Origin of the sequence: Micromonospora sp. AMSO1212t (assembly GCF_008868145.1) — a bacterium.
GTDB lineage: Bacteria > Actinomycetota > Actinomycetes > Mycobacteriales > Micromonosporaceae > Micromonospora > Micromonospora tulbaghiae.
The window spans coordinates 1-22,066 of the sequence record NZ_WBKS01000103.1 but is presented as its reverse complement, the minus strand read 5'-3'; the positions used below and the strand labels follow the sequence as shown (position 1 = coordinate 22,066).

The window sequence follows — 22,066 nt, the reverse complement described above, 5'->3', positions numbered from 1 at the left end:
CGGGGGTGGGGGCGCGTGCCAGCATGCGCGGATGCGCAGCGCACGGCTCACTGTCCAGGCCAACGGCATCACCCAGGCGGTCCGCGTGGCCGGCCCACCGGACGGCGTGCCGGTGCTGCTGGTGCACGGCAACGTCTCCTCCTCCGCGTTCTGGGAACCGTTGCTGGCCCGGCTGCCGGACACGCTGCGGGTGGTCGCCCCCGACCTGCGCGGCTACGGCGAGACCGACAGCGCGCCGGTCGACGCCACCCGAGGGCTGGACGACTTCGCCGACGACGTGGCCGCGCTGCTGGACGCCCCCGGGCTGTTCCCGCCCGGCGCCCGGCCGGTGGTGGCCGGGCACTCGCTGGGCGGCGGGGTGGCGATGCGGCTGCTCGTCGGCCACCCCGCGCGGTTGGCCGGGCTGCTGCTGGAGGCGCCGGTGTCCCCGTACGGCTTCGGCGGTACCCGGGACCTCGACGGCACCCCCACCACGCCCGACTTCGCGGGCACCGGCGCCGGTGGCGCGAACCCCGACTTCGTGGCCCGGCTCGCCGCCGGTGACCGGGGCGCGGACGGCCCGACCAGCCCGCGGGCGGTGCTGCGTGCCGCGTACGTGGCCGACCCGGCGTCGCTCGGCGACGACGAGGACCTGCTGCTGGAGAGCATGCTGACCACCGTCACGGGGGACGACAACTACCCGGGCACCGCTGTCGCCTCGCCGCACTGGCCGGGGACCGCGGCCGGGCGGCGCGGCGTGCTCAACGCGCTCGCCCCGGCCCACTTCCGGCTCGCCGACGAGCTGGTCGCCGTGCCGGGCAAGCCGCCGGTGACCTGGGTACGCGGCGACGCCGACGTGATCGTCTCGGACACCTCGCTGTTCGACCTGGCGTACCTCGGTCAGCTCGGTGTGGTGCCCGGCTGGCCCGGCGCCGGGGAGTGCCCGCCGCAGCCGATGGTGGGGCAGACCCGCGAGGTGCTGGAGCGGTACGCGGCGGCCGGCGGGACGTACCGGGAGGTGGTGCTGCCCGGCTGCGGGCACAGCCCGCACCTGGAGCGGCCGGCGGAGTTCGTCGCCGAACTGCTGGCGCTGGCCGGGGAGAACGCCACCGGCTGAGGCGCGGTGCGTGAAATATCCCACGGCGTCTCGACAACACAGCGTCACGTGGCAGACTCCGGCGCATAACCTTAGCGGCCGTTCATGTCGCGAACGGCGGAGTCGAGCCAGGGGAGGCCGGTCGTGGCGCGGGAGTTCACCAGGGTGGGCGTGGTGGGTCTGGGCACCATGGGTGCCGGCATCGTCGAGGTGTTCGCCCGCAACGGCGTCGACGTCACAGCCGTCGAGATCTCCGACGGGGCGCTGGAGCGCGGCCGGGCCACGCTCACCGGCTCCACGGACCGGGCCGTCGCCAAGGGCAAGCTCGCCGAGGCCGAGCGGGACGCCCTGCTGGCCCGCGTCGACTTCCGGGTCGGGCTGGACGCGCTGCACGACGTGGACCTGGTGATCGAGGCGGTGCCCGAGCACCTGGACCTCAAGCAGCGGATCTTCGCCGAGCTGGACCGGATCTGCAAGCCCGAGGCGATCCTCGCCACCAACACGTCCTCGCTGAGCGTCACCGAGATCTCCGTCGCCACCACCCGGCCCAACCAGGTCATCGGCATCCACTTCTTCAACCCGGCCCCGGTGATGAAGCTGGTCGAGGTGGTCCGCACGGTGGTCACCTCCGCCGACGTGGTCGCCGACGTGGAAGCGCTCTGCGAGCGGCTCGGCAAGGTCGACGTGACGATCAGCGACCGGGCCGGCTTCATCGCCAACGCGCTGCTGTTCGGCTACCTGAACCACGCGGTCGGCATGTTCGAGGCCCGCTACGCCACCCGCGAGGACATCGACGCCGCCATGAAGCTCGGCTGCGGCCTGCCGATGGGCCCGCTCGCGCTGATGGACCTGATCGGCCTGGACACCGCGTACGAGATCCTCGACACGATGTACCGGCGCGGCGGCCGGGACCGCCGGCACGCCCCGGCCCCGCTGCTCAAGCAGATGGTCACCGCCGGTCTGCTGGGCCGGAAGTCGGGTCGCGGCTTCTACACCTACGAGCGGCCGGGCTCGCCGAAGGTCGTACCCGACGAGTACACGCCGCTCGCCGCGGACGCCGCGCTCGCCGACGGCGCCCGCGCCATGGCGAAGGTCGGCGTGGTCGGCTCCGGCACCATGGCCACCGGCATCATCGAGGTGTTCGCCAAGGCCGGGTACGAGGTCGTCTCGGTGACCCGGGGCGCGGAGAAGTCCGCGAAGGTCTGCGAGGCGGTCAAGACCTCGCTCAACAAGGGCGTGGTGCGGGGCAAGCTCAGCGAGACCGACCGGGACGAGGCGCTCGGCCGGATCACCTGGTCCGCGACGCTGGAGCACCTGGCCGACGTCGACCTGGTGGTCGAGGCCGTGATCGAGGAGTTGAGCGTCAAGAAGGCGCTGTTCGCCAGCCTCGACGAGATCTGCAAGCCCGGCGTCGTGCTCGCCACCACCACCTCGTCGCTGCCGGTGATCGACGTGGCGATGGCGACCCAGCGCCCCGCCGACGTGGTCGGCCTGCACTTCTTCAACCCGGCGCCGATCATGCCGCTGGTGGAGATCGTGCAGACCATCCGCACCTCCGCCGAGACGTCGGCCACCGCCCGCGCGGTCTGCGCGAAGCTCGGCAAGACCGGCGTGGTCTGTGGCGACCGGTCCGGGTTCATCGTCAACGCGCTGCTGTTCCCGTACCTGAACGACGCGGTGAAGATGCTGGAGGCCAGCTACTCGACCGCCGACGACATCGACTACGCCATGAAGCTCGGCTGCGGCTACCCGATGGGCCCGTTCGAGCTGCTCGACGTGGTCGGCCTGGACGTCTCGCTGGCCATCCAGCGGGAGCTGTACCTGGAGCTGCGCGAGCCCGGCTTCGCCCCGGCGCCGCTGCTGGAGCACCTGGTCACGGCCGGCTACCTGGGCCGCAAGTCCGGCCGCGGCTTCCGCGACCACACCCGGCGCTGACCGCTGTCAACAGCCGGGCCCGGTGACGGCGTCTTCGAGGTGTGACCTTCGAGGAGTACGTCGGCAGCCGCGGCCCGGCTCTGTTGCGTCTGGCCCGGCTGCTGACCGGTGACGCGCACCGGGCCGAGGACCTGACGCAGGACGTGCTGGCGCGCGCGTACGTGCACTGGCGGAAGATCGCCCGCGCCGACCGGCCCGACGTGTACGTGCGGCGGATGCTCGTCAACGCGAACACGTCCTGGTGGCGGCGGCGGTCCAGCCGCGAGCTGGCGGTGGACACGTTCGCCGACCGGCCCGAGCGTGGCGACCTCGGCGGCGAGGCGGCCGATCGGGACGAGATGTGGCGGCTGATCCGCGCCCTCCCGGACCGTCAGCGCGCCGTGCTTGTGCTGCGCTACTACGAGGATCTGGACGACGCCACGATCGCCCAGATCCTCGACTGCTCCCCGGTCACCGTCCGCACCCACGCGATGCGGGCGCTCGCCCACCTCCGGGAGCGCTGCGGCGTCCCGATGACCAAGGGGAGCCGGCCGTGACCGACCTCGACCAGCGGATCGCCTCAGTGTTGCGGGAGCACGCCGAGGGCGCCGTGGACATCGACCGGCTGACCGCCGGGGCCGTGACGGGTGGCCGCCGTCGGCTACGCCGTCGCCGGGCCGTGTTCGGTGGTCTCGCCCTGGTCGCGCTGCTCGGCGGCCTCACCGTCGTTCCGGGCCTGCCGGGCGTGGACCGGCCGCTCACCGGCCCGGCCGCCCCGGCCGTGCCGGATGGGGCAGCGCCACCGCTGATGCGGGCCGCGCCGGGCGCGGCGGCCGCGCCGGAGGTCGTCGGCACCGACGCCGGGGTGCTGCACTTCGGCGTCGACACCACCCGGGTCCGCTACCTGAGCTGGGAGGCGTCGCAGGGCCGGGAGACCGTCGGGCTGGACGTCGGCGACGGGCGGAAGGTCACCGTCGAGCTGGCGCGCTCGTCGCAGACGCTGCGGGATGCCAGCGCCGAGGGGGTGCCGTTCGAGGTCGCTGCGCTCGCCGAGGAGGCGGCGTTCGACGGCCGGACCAGCACGCTGACCGTCGACGGGATGCCGATCCAGGTCCGGCAGTGGCGACCGGTGCCCGGGTTGTACGCGCGGGCCAGCGTGTCGGCGCAACAGGACACGGCGCTGACCGTCGCGGCCGAGGCGTTGCGGCTGACCGAGGCGCGCCGCTGTGGTGCTCCGGTCCGCGTCACGACCGTGCCGGACGGCGCCCGGGTCGCCAGCTGCCGGGTCAACGTGACCGGCTTCCCGCGGCTGGTGACCGCCCGGTTCAACATCGCCCGTGCCGACAACCACCAGATGAGCGTCTCCTACCAGTACGCGGCCGAGATCTCGCCACAAACCGTGGACCGCAACATGACGATCGGCGGGCGTCCCGCCCACCTCTACTCGGCACAGGACCGGATCGAGCTGCTGGGCGTGCCGAAGTCGCGCCTGCTCGCCGATTACGGCTGGCCGGAGCAGGGGTTCGACAAACTTGACGCGGCGCTCGTGCTGGGCGGCGTCCAGGTTGCGCCGGACCCGACCCGCCCGGAGACCTGGGACTGAGCGCTCGTCCGCCGGCCGGCCGCCCGACTCGGGCCGGTCCGGCCGGCGGACCGTACGCTTGGTGACCGTGAGCCCCCGTCGCAACCGCCCTCGCCGGGAAGAAGGCCCCGGCCTGGACGCCGAGCGTGCCCGCCACGGCGTGCCGACCGTGCAGCAGTGGCGCGACGGCGACTGGCAGGTACGCGCGATCAGCGGCGGCGCATCAGTCAAGACGTACCGCTGTCCCGGCTGTGACCAGGAGATCCGCCCGGGCGTGGCGCACTTGGTGGCCTGGCCGGCCGACGACCGGGGTGACCTGACCGACCGCAGGCACTGGCACTCCGGCTGCTGGCGGGCCCGTGACCGGCGCGGACCGAACCTCCAGCGCGGCCGGGGCGCCCCGCGCTACGGCTGAGCGATCTGGATCACCCGGTTCCCGTCCCACTGGGCGGCGGGGCCGCCGACGCGGGAGACTGGCAGGCGTGAGCACTCCGATTCGCGCGTCGTCGATCCTGCCCGGCCGCCGGGAGGACATCGAGCTGCACACGGCCGACGGGTTGACGCTCGTCGGCGAGCTGGCCCGGCCGCTGGACCGCGAACCGGCCGCCACGCTGGTCTGCCTGCATCCGCTGCCCACCCACGGCGGGATGATGGACAGCCACGTGTTCCGCAAGGCGGCCTGGCGGCTGCCCGCGCTGGCCGGCCTCGCGGTGCTCCGGTTCAACACGCGGGGCACCACCAGCGTCCGCGGCACCAGCGAGGGTGCGTTCGACGGCGCGGTCGGCGAGAAGTTCGACGTGGCCGCCGCGATCGAGTACGCCGAGTTCCACGAGCTGCCGAACATCTGGCTCGTCGGCTGGTCGTTCGGCACCGACCTGGCGCTGAAGTACGGCTGCGACCCGGCGGTGGCGGGCGCGATCCTGCTCTCCCCGCCGCTGCGCTACTCCGCGCCGGAGGACCTGGCGGTCTGGGCCGAGACGGGCAAGCCGCTGACCGCCCTGGTTCCCGAGTTCGACGACTACCTGCGCCCGGAGGAGGCCCGGGAGCGGTTCGCCGCCGTGCCGCAGGCCGAGGTGGTGGGCGTGGACGGTGCCAAGCACCTCTGGGTCGGCGACGCGGAGAAGGTGCTGGACGAGATCGTCCGGCGGGTCGCCCCCGGTGTACCGCTGCCGTTGCCGACGACCTGGGACGGCCCGATGGAGACCGGCGACGCCAGCGCGTACGCCGACCGCACCGTCGCCGCGTTCGCGGACACCCCGGTGCCCGGCCCGGCCCAGCGGAGCGCCGAGTAACGGCTCAGCGGGCGTCCTGGCGGGGTAGCACCACCTCGCGCAGGATCAGCTGCAACGCGGCGACGGTGGGGATCGCGATGAGCGCGCCAACCACGCCCAGCAGCGCCACTCCGAGCAGCGCGGCGAGCAACGCGGCCACCTCGTTGACCGACACCGCCCGGCGCATGACCTTCGGATAGATCAGGTAGTTCTCCACCTGCTGGTAGAGCACGAAGAACACCAGGCAGGCGATGCCCACGGGCAGGTCTGTGGCGAGCCCGACGAGCGTCACCACCACCGCGCCGAGCGTCGCGCCGATCTGCGGGATCAGGTCGGTCACCGCGACCACCACGGCGAGGGCGAACGGGTACGGCAGGCCGACCGCCAGCGCGAACACGAACGTGCTCACCCCGGCCAGCACCGCGATGGCCAGTGCGCCGACCATGTACGCGCCGACCCGGGTGAGGATCTCGTCGCCGATCAGCCGGACCCGCTGCCGGCGCGAGCGCGGCACCAGCGCGTACCCGAGTTCGCGCAGCTTGTCGAAGTAGGCCAGGAAGTAGATCGTCAGCACCAGCACGGTGAGCAGGCGGAAGATCGTCCCGAAGATCAGTTGCGCGCCGCCGAGGACACCGCCGAGCGCCCGCCCGACCGTGTCCGCGTTCGCCGCCGCCTGGACCCGCTCCATCACGTCGTACCGGATGACGAGGTCGTTGACAGTGGGATTGCGGCGCAGCTCCTCGACGTAGCCGGGTAGCTGTTGGATGAACTGGCCGGACTGGGTCACCACCGGCGGCACCAGCGCCAGCAGACCGGCGACGATCAGCAGCAGCAGGGTGAGGGTCACCACCGCCACGGCCAGGCCGCGCGGCACGCCCCACTTGCACAGCCGGACCACCGCCGGGTGCAGGCCGACCGCGAGGAACAGCGCGATCACCACGAGCACCAGGATGCCGGCGGCGTTGCGGATGCCCAGGAACAGCGCGTACGCCAGCAGCACGCCGAGCGCGCCGGTGAACCCGATCAGGAAGGCGCTGCGCCGCAGCGGCCGCCCCGGTACGCCGAAGCGCCCGCTCGGCTCGAACTCACCCGGCTCGACATCCGCGGCGACCGCCCGGCTTTCCGTGGCGGTCCGGGCGCTCTTCGTGGCGCCGGTGCCCGCGTTCGCCTCGGCCGGGTCGGCGTCTCGGGGCCGCGCGTCTTCGGCGGGGGAACGGGAGGCGTCCCCGTCCACTGACGAGGCGGCCTCGTCGTCCCGGGCGGCGGAGCCCTCCTGCGACACCCGTGCCTCCCCGCAGCCCCGGCCCGCGCCGGGGTAGACGTCCACGGCCCGCGCCTGCCGGCGTGCGGACCCCTGCCCGCAGGGTAGTCGCCGCCGCACGCGCGAGCCATCCCACTGCCACGCTCCGTCGGGGCGGTGGCGTCCGCCGAGGACGGGCACGCCACACCGCCGGGACGCGGAAGCGCCCGGCGACGGGGGGTCAGTCCTTGTCGACGGTGACGGTGCTGGGCTTCGCGCTGCGCTCGTCGGTGGTCGGCTTGGTCGGGCGCTTGCCGTTCTCGCCGGTGCTGGTGATCTTCGTCGGGGTGGCGCCCCGGCCACCCTCGCCCGGTACGGCTGCGACAGTGGGCTCCCCGTCGACGCCCGCGCCGGCGGGGGAGTCCATCGTGGTCACCGGCTCACCGACCGGCTTCGCCTTGCCCGTCTCGGCCGGCTCGCCGTCGCCCTTCGCCGGTCCGGCGCCGTCGGGGGCCGTCGTGGCGGCGCCCTTCGCGGCCACCGGCGCACCGCTGCCGACCGGGATGTCGGCGGGCTCGCCGCCGTCGTCGCCGGCCCGCCCGGAGGCGGCGGTGGCGAGGTCGCCCGGGTCGACCGGGGTGGCCGCGATCCCGGCCGAGTCGGCGTCACGCCGCTGATCGGCGAGCCGTCGTTGCAGGTCGTCGGACTCCTGTCGCGACTTCCAGGTCTCGGTACGCAGGTCGGCCAGCTCCTGCTGGGCCTTGGCGATCTCCAGCATCACCCCGGCGAGCTGCTGCCGGCCGGCGGCCACCTCCTGCTGGGTGGCGGCCAGGTGCTGCTGCGTGGTGGCGAGATGCTGCTGGGTGGTGGCCGCGTACTCCTCGAACTGGCGGCGCGAGGCCGCGACGTGCTCGTCGGCCTTGCGGCGCTGCGCGGTGGCGTCCGCCTCGGCGCGGCGCAGCAGCTCGGCGGCCTCCAGCTCGGCCTGCTGCCGCATGCCCAGCGCGTCGGCCTCGGCGGCCTGCCGGACGTCGGCGGCGGTGCGCTCGATCTCGTCGCGCCGCGTGGTGTACGCCTGCTCCAGCTCCTCCTGCCGCTTGGCGTGCTGGTTGTCCAGCTCGTCGCGGCGCTTGGCGAACTCCTGCTCGGCGGCGGCCCGGCGCTGGGCCAGCTCCTTCTCCGCGCCGTCCCGCCGCTCGGCGACCTCCTTCTCCACCCCGGCCCGCCACGCGCCCAGCTCCTGCTGGGTCTGCGCGCGGGACTGCTGCACGTACGCCTCGGTCTCGGTGCGCATGCGCTGCACGTACGCCTCGACCTCGGCGCGGTTGCGCTTGCCGGCCTCGGCGGCCTCGGTGGTGAGCCGGTTGGCCTCGGTGCGGGCCCGGCCGCGGGTGGCCTTGGCGGCCTCCTCCGCGTCGTCCACGATCTTCTTGGCCTCGGCCAGCGCCTTGGCGTGTGTGGCCCGGCCGGCCTCGGCGGCGGCGTCGGTGAGCCGCTTGGCCTCCTGCTGGCCCTTGGCGTGCACCTCCTTGGCGGCCTCGCGGAGCTGGCTCGCCTCCTGCTGGGCCTTGGCCAGCGCCTCCTTGGCCGCCTCGCGCAGCCGCGCGGCCTCCTGCTGGGCCCGGGCGTGGATCTCCTTGGCCGTGTCGCGGAGCTGGGTGGCCTCCTGCTGTGCCTTCGCCAGTGCGTCCTGGGCGGTCCGGCGCAGCTTCTCGGCCTCGTCCTGTGCTGCCGTCCGCAGCTTCGTCGACTCGTCCTGCGCGGCCTTGCGCAGCTGCGCGGACTCGTCCTTGGCGGCCTTGAGCGTGGCCTCGGCCTCGGCCTTGCGGGCGGCGGTGTGCCGCTCCTCCTCGGCCCTGCGGGCGGCCAGCGCGATCTCGAAGTCCTTGAGCGCCTGGGCGGCCTGCTCCCGGGCCTCCTCGACGATGTGCTCGGCGGCGGCGCGGCGGGCCTCGATCTCCTCGTTGGCGGCGCCGAGGATCTCGTCGGCCTGTTCCTCGGCCATGGTGAGGATCTGCTCGACGCGCGGACCCAGGTGCCGGAACGACGCCCGGTCCACCACCGCCGCCTGCTTGCGCACCTGGGCCAGGTCGCGCTGGAGCACCTCGACCTGACCGGCCAGCTTGTGGATCTGGGTGTACGCCTGTTCCCGCTCGGTGGTCAACGCCGCGATCTCGTGCTCCGCGCGAGCGACGTAGCGGTCGACCTGCCGTTTCTCGTACCCCCGCAGGGCGGACTCGAAGCTGGGCTCCGTCGTCACGTCCCCGCCGAGCGCGAACAGTTCCTCGCCGTGCGACATGCCCCCATCCTCACACGCATCCGGCTCTGCTGGGGCGATACGGACGCCCCTTCTGGGAGCTACTTCACCCTCCTGGCGAAACGGGCCGCACAAGCATGACGGCGCGGGGCGACACCGGTCACCCGGCGTCACCCCGCGCCGTGGCTCATGCCCCCGACAGCGGGTGTTTCGATCAGCCGGCCGACTCGGCCGTCACCTTCTGCCCGGAGGCGTCCGCCTTCGGCGTCTCGGCCTTGGCGCCGGCCGGCACGCCCGGCACGATGCCGGCCAGGCCGGACAGCATCTGCCCGAGCTGCGAGGTGACCGCGTCCTTCTGGCGGGTGAGGTCCTCGACCTCGCGGCGGGCCGCCTGCGTGGTCAGCTCGGCCTCGGTGCGGGCCTCGTTGAGCACCCGCTGCGCCTCGGCGCGCGCCTCGTTGAGCGTCTTGTCGGCGAGCGCCTTGGCCTTGTCGACGGTGTCGTTGGCGGTGCGCTCGGACTCGACCCGCCGGGCCTCGGCCCGCTGCTCGATCTCCTTGGCCCGCTCCTGGGCGGCACGGGCCCGCTGCTCGGCCTCGTTGACCAGCTTCTGGGTCTGCGTGACCTGGGCGGCGTGCCGCTCCGACTCCTCGCGCTCGGCCTTCTCCCGCCGCTCGGCGAGCTGCAGCTCCAGGGCCTGGAGGTCCTTGTCGCGCTTGTCGCGCGCGTCGGTGAGCAGCTTGGTCGCCTCGGCCCGCTTCTCCTCGGCCTCCCGGGCGGCCTTGGCCCGCTGCTGGGTGATCTCCCGCTCGGCGGTGGCGCGCAGCGTGGCGACCTCGCGCTCGACGGTCGACTTCAGCTCGGCCACCTCGTGCGCGGTGACCGTACGCAGCTGCTTGGTCTCGCGGTCGGCGTCGGCGCGCAGCGTGTCGGCCTCGCGGCGGGCCTGCACCCGGACCTCGGCGGCCTCGCGCTCGGCGGCGGTGCGGACGCTGCCGGCCTCACGCTCGGCGGTCGCCTTCATGGCCGCGGCCTCGGCGCGCGCCTTGTCGGTGATCTCACGCGCCTCGAGGCGGGCGGCGGAGAGGATGCCCTCCGACTCGCGCTTGGCCTCGTTGCGGTGGTCGTTCGCCTGCTCCTCGGCCAGCCGCAGGATCTGCTCGACGCGAGTGCCCAGGCCGGACAGCGTCGGCCGGCTGTTCTCCTCGAGCTGCTTGTTGGTCTCGGTGAGCTTCTGCTCCAGCGCGCTCTGGCGCTGCTCGGCCTGCCGCAGGCGGCGCTGCGCGTCGTTCATCCGCTGCTCGGCCTCGGCGCGGGCCTGCTCGGACTGGCTCAGGGCGGCGCTGAGGCGGCCGATGAAGTCGTCGACCTGGTTGGTGTTGTAACCACGCAGGCCGACGGTGAAATCTGGCTGTGAGTTCGCGTTATCGAAGAACGCAAGAGGGGAGGACTGCTGCTGGGGCATTGGGACATAGTGGCAGACGCCCCAGGGTGGTTCGCAAGAGTGGTCGGCAGCTTTCGCGTCCTGTTTACATGGTCAACTCCGCTGGCCGCCTGGACCGGACCAATCGGCGATCTTGGCAGCTCCCGCGCGGGTCGGTCGAGTGGGGCGTCCCGGGGAAGGTGGCGCGAAAAGGGCCGCGGGTCGGAACCCGCGGCCCTTTGTTGCGTACGTCAGTCGAATGGTGCCCGGATCGACCGGAAAGGCAATCCGGTACGACCGTACGGTCAGTGACCGCGGAACCGGTTGATGGCGCTTTCGTGCCGCGAACGCATCTCGACGTCCCGGACGCCGAGCCCGTCGGCGGGGGCGAGGCACCGCACGCCGACCTTGCCCTGGTGCGCGTTGCGGTGCACCTCGTACGCGGCCTGGCCGGTCTGCTCCAGCGCGTACGTCTTCGACACGGTCGGGTGCACCTTGCCGAGCGCGACCAGCCGGTTGGCCTGCCACGCCTCGTGGTAGTTGGCGAAGTGGCTGCCGACGATCCGCTTGAGGTGCATCCACAGGTAGCGGTTGTCGTACTGGTGCATGTAGCCGCTGGTGGAGGCGCAGGTGACGATCGTGCCGCCCTTCTTGGCGACGTAGACGCTGGCGCCGAACGTCTCCCGGCCCGGGTGCTCGAAGACGATGTCCGGGTCCTCGCCGCCGGTCAGCTCGCGGATGCGCTCACCGAAGCGGCGCCACTCGTTCTGGTCCTGGGTCTGCTCGTCGGACCAGAACTTGAACCCCTCGGCGGTGCGGTCGATGACCAGCTCGGCGCCCATCTTGCGGCACAGCTCGGCCTTCTCCGGGGAGGAGACCACGCAGACCGGGATCGCGCCGCCGTTGAGCGCCATCTGGGTGGCGTAGCCGCCGAGGCCGCCGGAGGCGCCCCAGATCAGCACCACGTCGCCCTGCTTCATGTTCGCGCCGTGGTGCGAGACGAGCTGCCGGTACGCGGTGGAGTTGACCAGCCCGGGGCTGGCCGCCTCCTCCCAGCTCAGGTGGCGCGGCTTCGGCATCAGCTGGTTGGCCTTGACCACCGCCAGCTCGGCCAGGCCGCCGAAGTTGGTCTCGAAGCCCCAGATCCGCTGCTGCGGGTCGAGCATGGTGTCGTCGTGGCCGGCGGAGTCCTCCAGCTCGACCGACAGGCAGTGCGCGACCACCTCGTCGCCGGCCTTCCACTTGGTCACGCCCGGCCCGGTGCGCAGCACGACGCCGGCGGCGTCCGAGCCGACCACGTGGTACGGCAGGTCGTGGCGGCGGGTCAGCTCGGAGAGCCGGCCGTAGCGCTGGAGGAACTTGAAGGTGGGCAGCGGCTCGAAGATGCTCGTCCACACCGTGTTGTAGTTGATCGCGCTGGCCATCACCGCGACCAGGGCCTCACCCGGGCCCAGCTCGGGGGTGGGGACCTCCTGCACGTGCAGCGCCTTGCGCGGGTCCTTGTCGCGGGTGGCCATGCCCTCGAACATGCGGGTGTCCTCGGCACGCACCACCACGCCCCGGTAGCTCTCCGGCACGGGCAGGGCGGCGAGGCCGGCGAGCTCCCGCTCCGGCTGCGACGAACCCTCCGCCGCCATGATCGCTTCGAGGATGTCCTGCACGGTGACCTCCCGTTAGTCCACACCCGCACGACGCGGGCAGGGGTGCTGCCATCGTCGGCGCCGGTGCGACGGGACCGCCATGTCGGCAATCGACACATTCGGCAACCGGTCGCCGCTGCTGTTCGGGCGGACGTTACTGAACGGTAGCTAAAGCGGGAAGCCCTCTGTGAAAAACTGCATCGACCGATGCGTGGAGGTGTCCGTGGGAACGTGCAAGCGCGCACTGCCGCGCGCGTTCCCACATGCCGGGAGGGGGCCGTGACCGACCCCCTCCACGCACGTCAGGCCGGCTGGACCAGCTCGATCAGCACGCCGCCGGCGTCCTTGGGGTGCACGAAGTTGACCCGGGAGTTCGAGGTTCCGCGCCGGGGCGCGTCGTAGAGCAGCCGTACGCCGCGCTCGCGCAGCGCCGCGCAGGCCACGTCGATGTCCGCCACCGTGTACGCGACCTGCTGGATGCCCGGCCCGCGCTTGTCCAGGAACTTGCCGATCGTGGTGTCCGGCGAGAGCGGGGCGAGCAGCTGCACCATGCCGCCGGAGGCGTCCGGCCCGACCGCGAGCATCGCCTCGCGTACGCCCTGCTCGGCGTTGGTCTCGGTGTGCACGCAGCGCATCCCGAACGTGCGCTGGTAGAAGTCGATCGCGGCGTCCAGGTCGGCCACGGCGATCCCGACGTGGTCGATGCGGCGCAGGCCGATGTCTGTGACAAACTCGGCAGCGGGCTCGACGGGGGAGTTCTCAGCCATGACGCTAGTCTGACCGAACAATCGTTAAGGCGTACAGGTCGGCACCCCCTCGGAGGCAGGCAATGGCTTCGGTGATCGTCAGCGGCGCGCGGACCCCCATGGGGCGCCTGCTGGGCAACCTCAAGGACCTCCCCGCGACCAGGCTCGGTGGCATCGCGATCAAGGCGGCCCTGGAGCGCGCCGGCGTCGCGCCCGAGCAGGTCCAGTACGTGATCATGGGCCAGGTGCTCCAGGCCGGCGCCGGGCAGATCCCGGCCCGGCAGGCGGCCGTCGAGGCCGGCATCCCGATGTCCACCCCGGCGCTGACCATCAACAAGGTCTGCCTCTCCGGGCTGGACGCGATCGCGCTCGCCGACCAGCTCATCCGGGCCGGTGAGTTCGACGTCGTGGTGGCCGGCGGCATGGAGTCCATGACCAACGCCCCGCACCTGCTGCTCGGCCAACGCTCCGGCTACAAGTACGGCGACGTGACGGTCAAGGACCACATGGCTCTCGACGGCCTCACCGACGCCTGGGACTGCTGCTCGATGGGCGAGTCCACCGAGCGGCACGGCGCGAAGCACGGCATCACCCGCGAGGAGCAGGACGCGTTCTCCGCGGCCAGCCACCAGCGCGCCGCCGCCGCGCAGAAGAACGGCCACTTCGGCGACGAGATCACCCCGGTGGTCATCCCGCAGCGCAAGGGCGACCCGCTGGTGATCAGCGAGGACGAGGGCATCCGCCCGGACACCACCGCCGAGTCGCTCGGAAAGCTGCGTCCCGCCTTCACCAAGGACGGCACCATCACCGCCGGCAGCTCCTCGCCGATCTCCGACGGCGCCGCCGCCGTGGTCGTGATGAGCAAGGCGAAGGCCAAGGAGCTGGGCCTGACCTGGCTGGCCGAGATCGGCGCGCACGGCAACGTGGCCGGCCCGGACAACTCCCTGCACTCGCAGCCGTCCAACGCGATCAACCACGCCCTGAAGAAGGGCGGCCTGAGCATCGAGGACCTCGACCTCATCGAGATCAACGAGGCGTTCGCGGCGGTCGGCATCCAGTCCGCCCGTGACCTCGGGATCAGCGCCGACAAGGTGAACGTCAACGGCGGCGCGATCGCGCTCGGCCACCCGATCGGCATGTCCGGCGCCCGCCTCGTACTCACGCTCGCGATGGAGCTGAAGCGGCGCGGCGGCGGCACCGGCGCGGCGGCGCTCTGCGGCGGTGGCGGGCAGGGCGACGCGCTGATCATCCACGTGCCGAACGGCGCCGAGAGCTGATTGCTGATACCTGTGAACGATGCACAGAACGCCCCGGCGGCGGCCACCGGCCCGGTGCGCCGCAGCCGGGACGTACCCATGCTGGTGGAACGGGCCCGCGCGGGTGACCCCCGCGCGGTGGCCCGGCTGATCACGCTGGTCGAGTCCGGCGACGAGGTGCTGCCGCAGGTCGCGGCGGCCCTCGCGCCGTACGCCGGGCACGCCCAGGTGGTCGGCCTGACCGGCTCGCCCGGCGTGGGCAAGTCGACCACCACGAACGAGCTGGTCCGGGCGCTGCGGGCGCGCGGTCACCGGGTCGGCGTGCTGGCGATCGACCCGTCCAGCCCGTTCACCGGCGGCGCGATCCTCGGCGACCGGGTCCGGATGCAGGACCACGCGACCGACCCGGGCGTCTACATCCGCTCGATGTCCAGCCGGGGCCACCTGGGCGGGCTCTCCGCGGCGACGCCGCAGGCGGTGCGGGTGCTGGAGGGCGCGGGCTGCGACGTGGTGCTCGTCGAGACCGTCGGCGTCGGGCAGGCCGAGGTGGAGGTGGCCTCGCTGGCCGACACCACGCTCGTGCTGCTCGCGCCGGGCATGGGTGACGCGATCCAGGCGGTCAAGGCCGGCATCCTGGAGATCGCCGACGTCTTCGTGGTCAACAAGGCCGACCGGGACGGCGCGGACGCCACGGTCCGCGACATCCAGGGCATGATCGCGCTCGGCGAGCGCGCGCCGGGGGAGTGGCGTCCGCAGGTGGTGCGCTCGATCGCCGCCCGCGGCGAGGGCATCGACGACATCGCCGCCGCGATCGACAAGCACCGCGACTGGCTGGAGCGCCACGGCGAGCTGCGCCGCCGCCGGGAGGCACGGGCCGCCGCCGAGATCGAGGCCATCGCGTTGGGCGCGCTGCGCGCCCGGATCGGCTCGCTGCGCGACGGTACGCAGCTCCCGACGCTCGCGGCCAAGGTGGCCGAGGGCGCCATCGACCCGTACGCGGCGGCCGACGAGCTGCTGGCCCAGCTCGGCTCCTGAAGGGTCGGGCCGCCGGGTTCCGTCGGCCCGCCTCCGGGCTCAGAGTTCCGCGGCGGTCAGCGGATTGGGGGCTCCGGGCCGGCTGACCGGAGCCGCCAGCATGCCGGCGATGGCGTCGGCGAGGAAGTCCCCGACGTCCAGCCAGCGCGGGTCCTGCCCGTCCTGTTCGGCGCGGGCCTCGACCTCGGCGGTGGCGGTCATGACGATGCGGGCGATCAGGGCCGCCCGACCGGCCACCACCCCCGGATCGAGGTGCGCCAGGCGCGACGCCAGTGAGGCGCGGACCGGCAGGTCGACGAAGGCCGACTCGAACGCCTCGCGCATCAGCACCCGCAGCGTCGGGTCGTGCAGGGCCTGGGCGAGGAAACGTGCCCGCCAGCTCGGCCGGGGCAGGCTCGCGAGCACCGCCATGGACGGCTGCACGAGGCTGCGTACGTCGCCGAGGACCGAGTCGGGCTGCTCGGGCATCGCCCGGCGGGGTTCGGCGAGGGCGTCCATGTGCCGGGCGATCAGGGCCCGCAGCAGGCCCTCCCGGCCGCCGAAGTAGTAGCGCACCGCGGAGTGGTTGGTGTTGCCCGCCACCTCGGCCACCCGGCGGTCGGAGACCTGGGCGATCCCCTCCTCGGCGAACAGGCGTTCGGCCGCGTCGAGCAGCGCGACGCGGGCTGCCTCCGACCGTGCCATGACCGCACCTCTCCTCGTGGACCGCGACTGTGGCGCAGGCCAAACCTAGTCGTTTCGCCGTCCGGCGCCGTCGTCACCTACACTGCGTAAGTCAGTTGACTTACATTCTGGCCGCCGACGCGGCCGCGAACCCAGTCCGGAGCATGCCTGTGCCGTCCACCACCGACCCGGCGACCGCCGAGCCGAACGCCGCCGACCGCAAGGAGCGGATCATCCGCTCGGTCGCCCTCTTCGTCATGCCGTTCCTCATGGTCACGATGATGTTCGCGACCTACATGGCGACGATGCACTCGCCACACCCCCGGCAGATGCCGGTGGCGGTGGTCGGCAGCGGCGCCCAGGCGCAGGGCGTCGTGGACGCGCTCAACGCCACCCCGGGAGAGCCGGTCGAGGCCCGGCTGGTGACGTCCCGGGAAGCCGCGGTCGAACTGCTGCGGGACCGGGAGATCAGCGGTGCGCTGCAACTCCCGGCCGCCGGGTCGGACCAGGCGACGATCTTCGCGGCGTCGGCCGCCGGGGCCTCCGGCGCCGCCACCGCCCAGCAGCTCCTCGCCCCGGTCGCGGTGCAGCAGCAGTGGACGGCCACGACCGAGGAGGTCGCGGCGCTGCCCGACGAGGACCGGGCCGGTATCGCCGTGCTGTTCGCCGCGATGGGCATGATGCTCGCCGGCTACGTGCCGCTGAGCCTGCTCCTGATGGCCACCCCCCACCTGCTGCGCCTGCGGCGGTTCGTCCCGCTGGTCGCCGGCTGGTCCGCGCTGACCAGCACGATCGTCTGGCTGATCCTCGGCCCGGTCGTCGGCGCGGTGGACGGCCACTACCTCACGTTCCTCGGCGTCGGCATGCTCGCCACCGCCGCCGTCGGTCTCGCCCAACTGCTGTTCACCAAGCTGATGGGGCCGCTGGCGGTCCTGCTCGGGATGCTGCTCTTCGTCGTGTTCGGCATGCCCGCGTCGAACCTGGCGCTGCCGGTCCACACGATGCCCGGTTTCTTCCAGTTCCTGCACGGCGTACTGCCCCTGCCGGCGGCCGGCGAGGCACTGCGGTCGGCGCTCTACTTCGACGGGCGGGGAATGGGCGTCCACCTGCTGACGCTCGCCGCGTGGATCGTCGCCGCCGTGCTGCTCTGCCTGCTCAAGGAGCGCGGCGGGGCGCCCATCCCGCAGGCGCCGCAGGTCGACGGCCCGGACACGCCGCTGCCCGCGCTCGCCGGCGGGCCGCCGCGGTCCAAGCGATTCCGGTATGCGACGGTCGCGGCGTTCCCGCTGAGCATCCTCGTCGTCGTGGTGGGCCTGATGAGCTTCTCCATGCACAAGCCGGAGCCCCACGACATCCCGGTCGCGGTGGTCGCCGCCGTCCCGGAGCAGGCCGAACGGGCCGCCGCCGGGCTGCGGGCGGGCCTGAACGGCGTCGCCGACATCTCGGTGGCCGCATCGGTGGACGAGGCCCGGGAACGCATCCTCGCGCGTGACCTGGTCGCCGCGTACGTGCTGCCGTCCACGCCCGGTGGCGAGGCCGTGCTGTACTCGTCGTCGGCCGCGGGGTCCAGCCAGCACACCATGGTCCAGGCGATGTTCCAGCAGGTGGCGGCCGGGCAGCAGATGCCACTGGTGGTCACCGACGTGTCGCCGCTGAGCGAGACCGACACGATGGGCAGCAACAGCCTGTACGTCGGCATGTCCTGGATCATGTCCGGCTTCCTGATGCTGGCAGTGCTCCGCGGCGGGGCGCCGCACATCCGGCGGCTGCGCCAGTTCCTGCCGATCCTCGGCGGCTGGGCGATCGGCATGTCCGCCTGGCTGTGGCTGCTGTTCGACGTGATCATCGGCGCGGTCAACGGGCACGCCCTGGAGATGATCGGCTTCGGCGCGCTCACCATCTTCGCCGTGTCGCTGGTGACCGCCGTGTTCACCCGTACCTTCGGCCTCGCCGCGATCGTCCCGATGATGGTGGTGCTGATGATGGCCGGCGTGCCCGCGTCCGGCGGCGGCCTGTCGATCTACATGGTGCCGGAGTTCTTCCGGATGCTCCAGGGCGTCCTGCCGCTGCCCGCCGCTGTGGACACGGCCCGGTCGCTGATCTACTTCGGCGGGGTCGGCGTCGGGCGGAACCTGGCCGTCGTGGCGGTCTGGGCCGCGGTCGGCCTGCTGCTCAACCTCGGCGTCGACCGGTGGCTCCGGCGTCGCGAGCAGGCAGCGGGTGGCGGCGGGCCGCACCCGGTGCCGGGCACCTCCGGCGGGCTGGACGGGATCGGCGAGCCGGCGCCGGCCGGGGCGCGCTGAACCGGGCGGCTGTCCACTGCGGACCGCCTTCGTCCAGTACGCTCGCACCGCCCCACGCCGACCGCGTGGGGCGGTGCGACGGGTGGGAGAGCATGGCTGACGAGGCGACCCAGGAACTTCAGGTGACGCCGGACGCGGTGGCGGGCGGGACCACGCACGTCTCCGACGAGGTGGTGGAGAAGATCGCGGTGGCCGCCGCCAGAGGGGTGCCCGGCGTGGCGGAGCTGGGCGGTGACGTGGCCCGGTTCTTCAACGCGGTGCTCGACCGGGTCGGGCTCGACCAGGTCGGCGACGCCCGGCGGGGCTGCACGGCCCACGTCACCAACGGCGCGGCCGTGATCAACCTGGTCCTCGTGATCGAGGCCGGCCACCCGGTTCCGCAGGTGACCGACGAGGTGCGCATCGCTGTCGCGTCCGCCGTCGAGGCGTACGGCCTGCGGGTCGACGAGATCAACATCAAGGTCGACGACGTGGCGATGGGTACGCCCACCGCCTGACGCGCGCCGCCCGGCCTGCGTACTCGTCGCGACGGGCGGGGGCTGACCACCGGACGGGTCGATGCACCGTACCGTTGTTCCCAGCGGCGCGAGGCCGCCGCGCGTCGGGAGGTTCGCCATGCCGAAGGGTGTCTCGTTCGCTCCAGTGCGCACCGTGAGGGCGTACGAGGGGATCGTCCGGCAGGTCGAGGAGCGGATCGCCGCCGGGGATCTGCGGCCGGGGGACCGGCTGCCGAGCGAGCGCGAGCTGACGACGCAGTTCGACGTCAGCCGGTCCACGGTGCGTGAGGCGCTGCGCGTGCTGGAGAGCAGCGGCCTGGTCCGCTCCCGCCCCGGAGACCCCCTCGGGCCGCAGGTGATCGCCTCCACCGCCTCGGCGATGCGCAAGCTGTTCGCCCGGGTCGTGGACAGCCGGCGGCTCGGTGTGGCGGAGCTCCTCCAGTTCCGGATGATCATCGAGTCGGCGGCGGGTTCCGTCGCCGCCCGGATGGCGTCACCGTCCGAGTTGGACGAGCTGGAGCAGGCGCTGGCGGGTATGCGGGACGCGGTGGCCGACGGCTACGAGGCCTTCAGCGCGGCCGACGTCCGCTTCCACGAGCACGTCGCCCGGCTGTCCGGCAACGAGTTGCTCGTGCTCTGCCTCGACGCGGTCCGGAGCATGGTGCTGGACCTGATCTCCACCAAGCTCGCCGAGGCTCCGGACCGCGAGGCGCTGATGGAGCGCACGCTGGCCCACCACCGCCGCGTCCTCGACGCGATGCGTGCCGGAGAGGCCGACGAGGTCACCCGGCTGACCCGCGAGGAACTGCACCGCTACTACGCCGAGTACGTGCCGGAGGCGCGGCGCTCGATGGTGGACGTATTGCTCTGAATCCGCCTGATGTGGCCTGACCTCGGATTATCCGAGTCGGCCATTAGCTGAGCAGGCTCTTCCCTTCAACTGGTCTGACCAGTAGCCTCCCCCACATCTCGTCGTGTACCACGGGGGACCACCAGTTGCCCAATGCATCGACCGCCCCGGATCGGGGCGGAGGTCGCACCGCTTCACATGGGAGAAGCTGCATGAAGTCGTCCAGATTCGCCGCGCTCGCCGCGGCAGCCCTGGTCTGTCCGGGACTCGTGCTCGTCGCGTCGCCCGCGTCGGCCAACCCCGCCGCCGGCGCCCCGGGCGCCCACAACGCCATCACCGACGTCCCCGGCATCCAGGTCGGTCAGGTCCAGTCCGACACCGCTCCGTACCTGACCGGCACCTCGGTCGTCTACATGCCCCAGATGTCGGTGGCGAGTGTGGACCAGCGTGGTGGCGCCCCCGCCACCAAGGAGACCGACCTGCTCAGCCCGCTCAACTCCAACCCGGGCGTCAACGCGATCCAGCTCGGCGGCAGCAGCATGTACGGGCTGTCGGCCACCAACGGCATCATCCGTTGGCTGGAGGACCGGGGCGAGGGCGTACGCGTCGGCGCCGGAGGCGTGGCCCCGATCGTGCCGGCCGCGGACATCTTCGACCTCGGCCGCGGCGGCGACCCGAAGGCCCGTACCTCCGCCGAGTGGGGTTACCTCGCGGCGCAGGCCACCTCGGACGGTCCGGTCCGTCAGGGCGGCGTCGGCGGCGGCACCGGCGCCCGTGGCGGCGGCATGCGCGGCGGCGTCGGCACCGCGAGCGTCCACCTCGGCGACGGCATCTACGTCGGCGCGATGGTGATCGTCAACCCGGCCGGCTCCCCGGTCGACCCGGCCGACTGCACCCTGTACGGCGTGAAGTACGGCATCGGTGACGAGTTCGCCGGGTACAAGGCTCCCAAGAAGAAGGAGTGCAACCCGCCGACCCCGCCGGCCGCCGCCGCCGAGCAGCCGGCCAACACCACGATCGCCGTGGTGGCCACCAACGCCCCGCTGGAGAAGGCCGCCGCGCAGCGCATGTCCGGCAACGCGCACGACGGCATGGCCCGCGCGATCAGCCCGATCCACACCCTCGGCGACGGTGACACCGTGTTCGCCGTGTCCACCGGCAAGGGCGAGGCGCTCCAGATCAACGACCCGGCCGACACCCGTCAGCTGAACGCCATCTTCAACGCCGGCGCCAGCACGCTGGCCCGTGCCATCGCCAAGGCGGTCCTCTCGTCCGAGAGCATCGGCAACACCACCAGCTACTGCGACCGCTACCCCTCGGCCTGCAAGGGCATGAAGCAGCTGAAGCAGTGGCGTACGCAGGGCAACGCCCCGGACGTGACCCCGCAGACCTTCGCCCAGGCGTCGCAGGCGCTGGCCCAGACCCCGGTCCCCGCGCCGGCCGGTGCCGACAACGGCAAGGACAAGCCGAAGCCGAAGCCCAAGGCCGCTCCGGCGGGCAACACCACTGAGCAGGAGTCGCAGAACGGCATGGTCCTCGCCTCCGGCAACACCGGTGGCCCCACGCTCTCCACGGGCGTGACCACGGGCCTGCTGGCCGCGGGCATCCTCGCTGTCGGCCTGCTGGGCATGCACCTGCGGGGTCGTCGCCGGGCGCCGTCCGGCCGGCTCAGCTGACACAACCGCTGTCTCACCTCACGCCGGCACCGTAGGCGCGTGACGATCGAGGCGGGTCCCGTCCACCCGGACGGGGCCCGCCTCACGTCGTTCCCGGGCCCGCCCGTCCAGCGCGCCTGTTGCGCTCGGGGCTGCGCTCGGGGGCTTTCTCGTCGATCTTGGAGTTGTGGCACCCCGCGCATCTCGCTCACGGGACATCCTGGGCGCCACAACTTCAAGATCGACGGAGTGGTGCGTTCACGGGCCGCACACCTCAGAGCAGGACAGCTCCTGGGCGTGCGTGCTGGACGTGCTGGACGCCTCGGCCAGGTGAGCGGGAGCGCGCTGTCCTCGGCCAGGTGCTGCGCCGCGCCGTCGCCGGACCCCGGGGCTGTCCAGCCCGGCTCGGAGATGCCCGTGTCGACGCCCCCGCGTCCGGGTAACGCGAGCCTGCTCGGCGATGCCCGTGTCGAGGCCCGGCGTCCGGACAACGCAAGGCTCCACGCCTGCGCCATCAACTCGACTGTCCTCGTGTGCGCCCCGGGCCGGCACGGCGCCTCGCTCGCCCCCGAAGGCCGTCGCCGCGCCGCCCCAGCAGGGCGGCAGCTCCCCGGGATCCCCCCGACCCGTTGATCTTGCACCTGTCTCTTATACCCATC

General features: G+C 72.9%; 18 protein-coding genes. 12 read left to right on the top strand and 6 right to left on the bottom strand.

All coding sequences use genetic code 11. The features are described 5' to 3' along the window. Window positions 1–31: 31 nt before the first annotated feature. From F8279_RS22285 to F8279_RS22260, 6 genes are all read left to right on the top strand, one after another. On the top strand, window positions 32–1,096 hold the full coding sequence (locus tag F8279_RS22285) for an alpha/beta fold hydrolase (protein WP_091422685.1): 1,065 nt from the start codon (window positions 32–34) through the stop codon (window positions 1,094–1,096). A 123-nt stretch (window positions 1,097–1,219) separates the two neighbouring features. Then, the gene (locus F8279_RS22280; RefSeq protein WP_151500943.1) at window positions 1,220–3,010 is read left to right on the top strand and encodes a 3-hydroxyacyl-CoA dehydrogenase family protein; all 1,791 of its coding nucleotides are present in this window, start codon (window positions 1,220–1,222) and stop codon (window positions 3,008–3,010) included. Between the two features lie 41 nt (window positions 3,011–3,051). Beyond that, complete coding sequence (locus F8279_RS22275; RefSeq protein WP_091422691.1) at window positions 3,052–3,546, top strand: SigE family RNA polymerase sigma factor; 495 nt, start codon at window positions 3,052–3,054, stop codon at window positions 3,544–3,546. After that, window positions 3,543–4,592 (top strand): hypothetical protein, encoded by a 1,050-nt coding sequence (locus F8279_RS22270; protein ID WP_091422693.1) that lies wholly within the window; start codon window positions 3,543–3,545, stop codon window positions 4,590–4,592. Before F8279_RS22275 ends, F8279_RS22270 begins: the two co-directional genes overlap by 4 nt. Before the next feature lie 61 nt (window positions 4,593–4,653). Next, on the top strand, window positions 4,654–4,986 hold the full coding sequence (locus F8279_RS22265) for a hypothetical protein (protein WP_091422696.1): 333 nt from the start codon (window positions 4,654–4,656) through the stop codon (window positions 4,984–4,986). 67 nt (window positions 4,987–5,053) lie between these two features. Then, window positions 5,054–5,863 carry an alpha/beta hydrolase gene (locus F8279_RS22260; RefSeq protein WP_151500942.1) on the top strand — a complete coding sequence of 270 codons (810 nt, stop codon included), beginning with the start codon at window positions 5,054–5,056 and terminating at the stop codon, window positions 5,861–5,863. Between the two features lie 4 nt (window positions 5,864–5,867). Here F8279_RS22260 and F8279_RS22255 read toward each other — a convergent pair whose 3' ends face one another. The 5 genes from F8279_RS22255 to mce all read right to left on the bottom strand — a co-directional run bounded on the left by F8279_RS22255 (window position 5,868) and on the right by mce (window position 13,169). Continuing rightward, window positions 5,868–7,124 carry an AI-2E family transporter gene (locus tag F8279_RS22255; protein ID WP_151500944.1) on the bottom strand — a complete coding sequence of 419 codons (1,257 nt, stop codon included), beginning with the start codon at window positions 7,122–7,124 and terminating at the stop codon, window positions 5,868–5,870. 199 nt (window positions 7,125–7,323) lie between these two features. Next, window positions 7,324–9,381 carry a hypothetical protein gene (locus F8279_RS22250; protein ID WP_151500941.1) on the bottom strand — a complete coding sequence of 686 codons (2,058 nt, stop codon included), beginning with the start codon at window positions 9,379–9,381 and terminating at the stop codon, window positions 7,324–7,326. A gap of 172 nt (window positions 9,382–9,553) precedes the next feature. Next, entirely contained in the window at window positions 9,554–10,804 is a 1,251-nt protein-coding gene (locus tag F8279_RS22245; RefSeq protein WP_091422707.1) for a DivIVA domain-containing protein, read from the bottom strand. Window positions 10,805–11,067: 263 nt separating this feature from the next. Continuing rightward, window positions 11,068–12,423 carry a crotonyl-CoA carboxylase/reductase gene (gene ccrA, locus F8279_RS22240; RefSeq protein ID WP_091422709.1) on the bottom strand — a complete coding sequence of 452 codons (1,356 nt, stop codon included), beginning with the start codon at window positions 12,421–12,423 and terminating at the stop codon, window positions 11,068–11,070. A 281-nt stretch (window positions 12,424–12,704) separates the two neighbouring features. Beyond that, window positions 12,705–13,169 (bottom strand): methylmalonyl-CoA epimerase, encoded by a 465-nt coding sequence (gene mce, locus F8279_RS22235; protein WP_091422713.1) that lies wholly within the window; start codon window positions 13,167–13,169, stop codon window positions 12,705–12,707. A 62-nt stretch (window positions 13,170–13,231) separates the two neighbouring features. On the opposite strand from mce, the gene F8279_RS22230 reads away from it, so the two are divergent. Together F8279_RS22230 and meaB are read left to right on the top strand one after the other, a co-directional pair. Then, complete coding sequence (locus F8279_RS22230) at window positions 13,232–14,425, top strand: acetyl-CoA C-acetyltransferase (RefSeq protein ID WP_091422716.1); 1,194 nt, start codon at window positions 13,232–13,234, stop codon at window positions 14,423–14,425. A 78-nt stretch (window positions 14,426–14,503) separates the two neighbouring features. After that, the gene (gene meaB / locus F8279_RS22225) at window positions 14,504–15,439 is read left to right on the top strand and encodes a methylmalonyl Co-A mutase-associated GTPase MeaB (RefSeq protein WP_225853370.1); all 936 of its coding nucleotides are present in this window, start codon (window positions 14,504–14,506) and stop codon (window positions 15,437–15,439) included. A 39-nt stretch (window positions 15,440–15,478) separates the two neighbouring features. Here meaB and F8279_RS22220 read toward each other — a convergent pair whose 3' ends face one another. Beyond that, the gene (locus tag F8279_RS22220) at window positions 15,479–16,123 is read right to left on the bottom strand and encodes a TetR/AcrR family transcriptional regulator (RefSeq protein ID WP_091422724.1); all 645 of its coding nucleotides are present in this window, start codon (window positions 16,121–16,123) and stop codon (window positions 15,479–15,481) included. Window positions 16,124–16,266: 143 nt separating this feature from the next. On the opposite strand from F8279_RS22220, the gene F8279_RS22215 reads away from it, so the two are divergent. From F8279_RS22215 to F8279_RS22200, 4 genes are all read left to right on the top strand, one after another. Next, window positions 16,267–18,405 carry an ABC transporter permease gene (locus tag F8279_RS22215; protein ID WP_225853369.1) on the top strand — a complete coding sequence of 713 codons (2,139 nt, stop codon included), beginning with the start codon at window positions 16,267–16,269 and terminating at the stop codon, window positions 18,403–18,405. Window positions 18,406–18,497: 92 nt separating this feature from the next. Further along, the gene (locus tag F8279_RS22210) at window positions 18,498–18,902 is read left to right on the top strand and encodes an Asp23/Gls24 family envelope stress response protein (RefSeq protein WP_091422729.1); all 405 of its coding nucleotides are present in this window, start codon (window positions 18,498–18,500) and stop codon (window positions 18,900–18,902) included. 154 nt (window positions 18,903–19,056) lie between these two features. Continuing rightward, window positions 19,057–19,773, top strand: a complete 717-nt coding sequence (locus tag F8279_RS22205) for a FadR/GntR family transcriptional regulator (protein WP_225853368.1) — start codon at window positions 19,057–19,059, stop codon at window positions 19,771–19,773. A gap of 191 nt (window positions 19,774–19,964) precedes the next feature. After that, window positions 19,965–21,428, top strand: coding sequence for a P1 family peptidase (locus F8279_RS22200; protein ID WP_151500940.1), 1,464 nt, complete (start codon window positions 19,965–19,967; stop codon window positions 21,426–21,428). Window positions 21,429–22,066 lie beyond the last annotated feature (638 nt).

What these genes read in the sequence shown, in the direction of transcription:
- F8279_RS22285 (WP_091422685.1), top strand. Translation starts at nt 32, where the DNA reads ATGCGCAGCGCACGGCTCACTGTCCAGGCCAACGGCATCACCCAGGCG.
- F8279_RS22250 (WP_151500941.1), bottom strand. Translation starts at nt 9,381, where the DNA reads ATGTCGCACGGCGAGGAACTGTTCGCGCTCGGCGGGGACGTGACGACG.
- F8279_RS22245 (WP_091422707.1), bottom strand. Translation starts at nt 10,804, where the DNA reads ATGCCCCAGCAGCAGTCCTCCCCTCTTGCGTTCTTCGATAACGCGAAC.
- mce (WP_091422713.1), bottom strand. Translation starts at nt 13,169, where the DNA reads ATGGCTGAGAACTCCCCCGTCGAGCCCGCTGCCGAGTTTGTCACAGAC.
- F8279_RS22230 (WP_091422716.1), top strand. Translation starts at nt 13,232, where the DNA reads ATGGCTTCGGTGATCGTCAGCGGCGCGCGGACCCCCATGGGGCGCCTG.
- meaB (WP_225853370.1), top strand. Translation starts at nt 14,504, where the DNA reads ATGCTGGTGGAACGGGCCCGCGCGGGTGACCCCCGCGCGGTGGCCCGG.
- F8279_RS22220 (WP_091422724.1), bottom strand. Translation starts at nt 16,123, where the DNA reads ATGGCACGGTCGGAGGCAGCCCGCGTCGCGCTGCTCGACGCGGCCGAA.
- F8279_RS22215 (WP_225853369.1), top strand. Translation starts at nt 16,267, where the DNA reads ATGCCTGTGCCGTCCACCACCGACCCGGCGACCGCCGAGCCGAACGCC.
- F8279_RS22210 (WP_091422729.1), top strand. Translation starts at nt 18,498, where the DNA reads ATGGCTGACGAGGCGACCCAGGAACTTCAGGTGACGCCGGACGCGGTG.
- F8279_RS22200 (WP_151500940.1), top strand. Translation starts at nt 19,965, where the DNA reads ATGAAGTCGTCCAGATTCGCCGCGCTCGCCGCGGCAGCCCTGGTCTGT.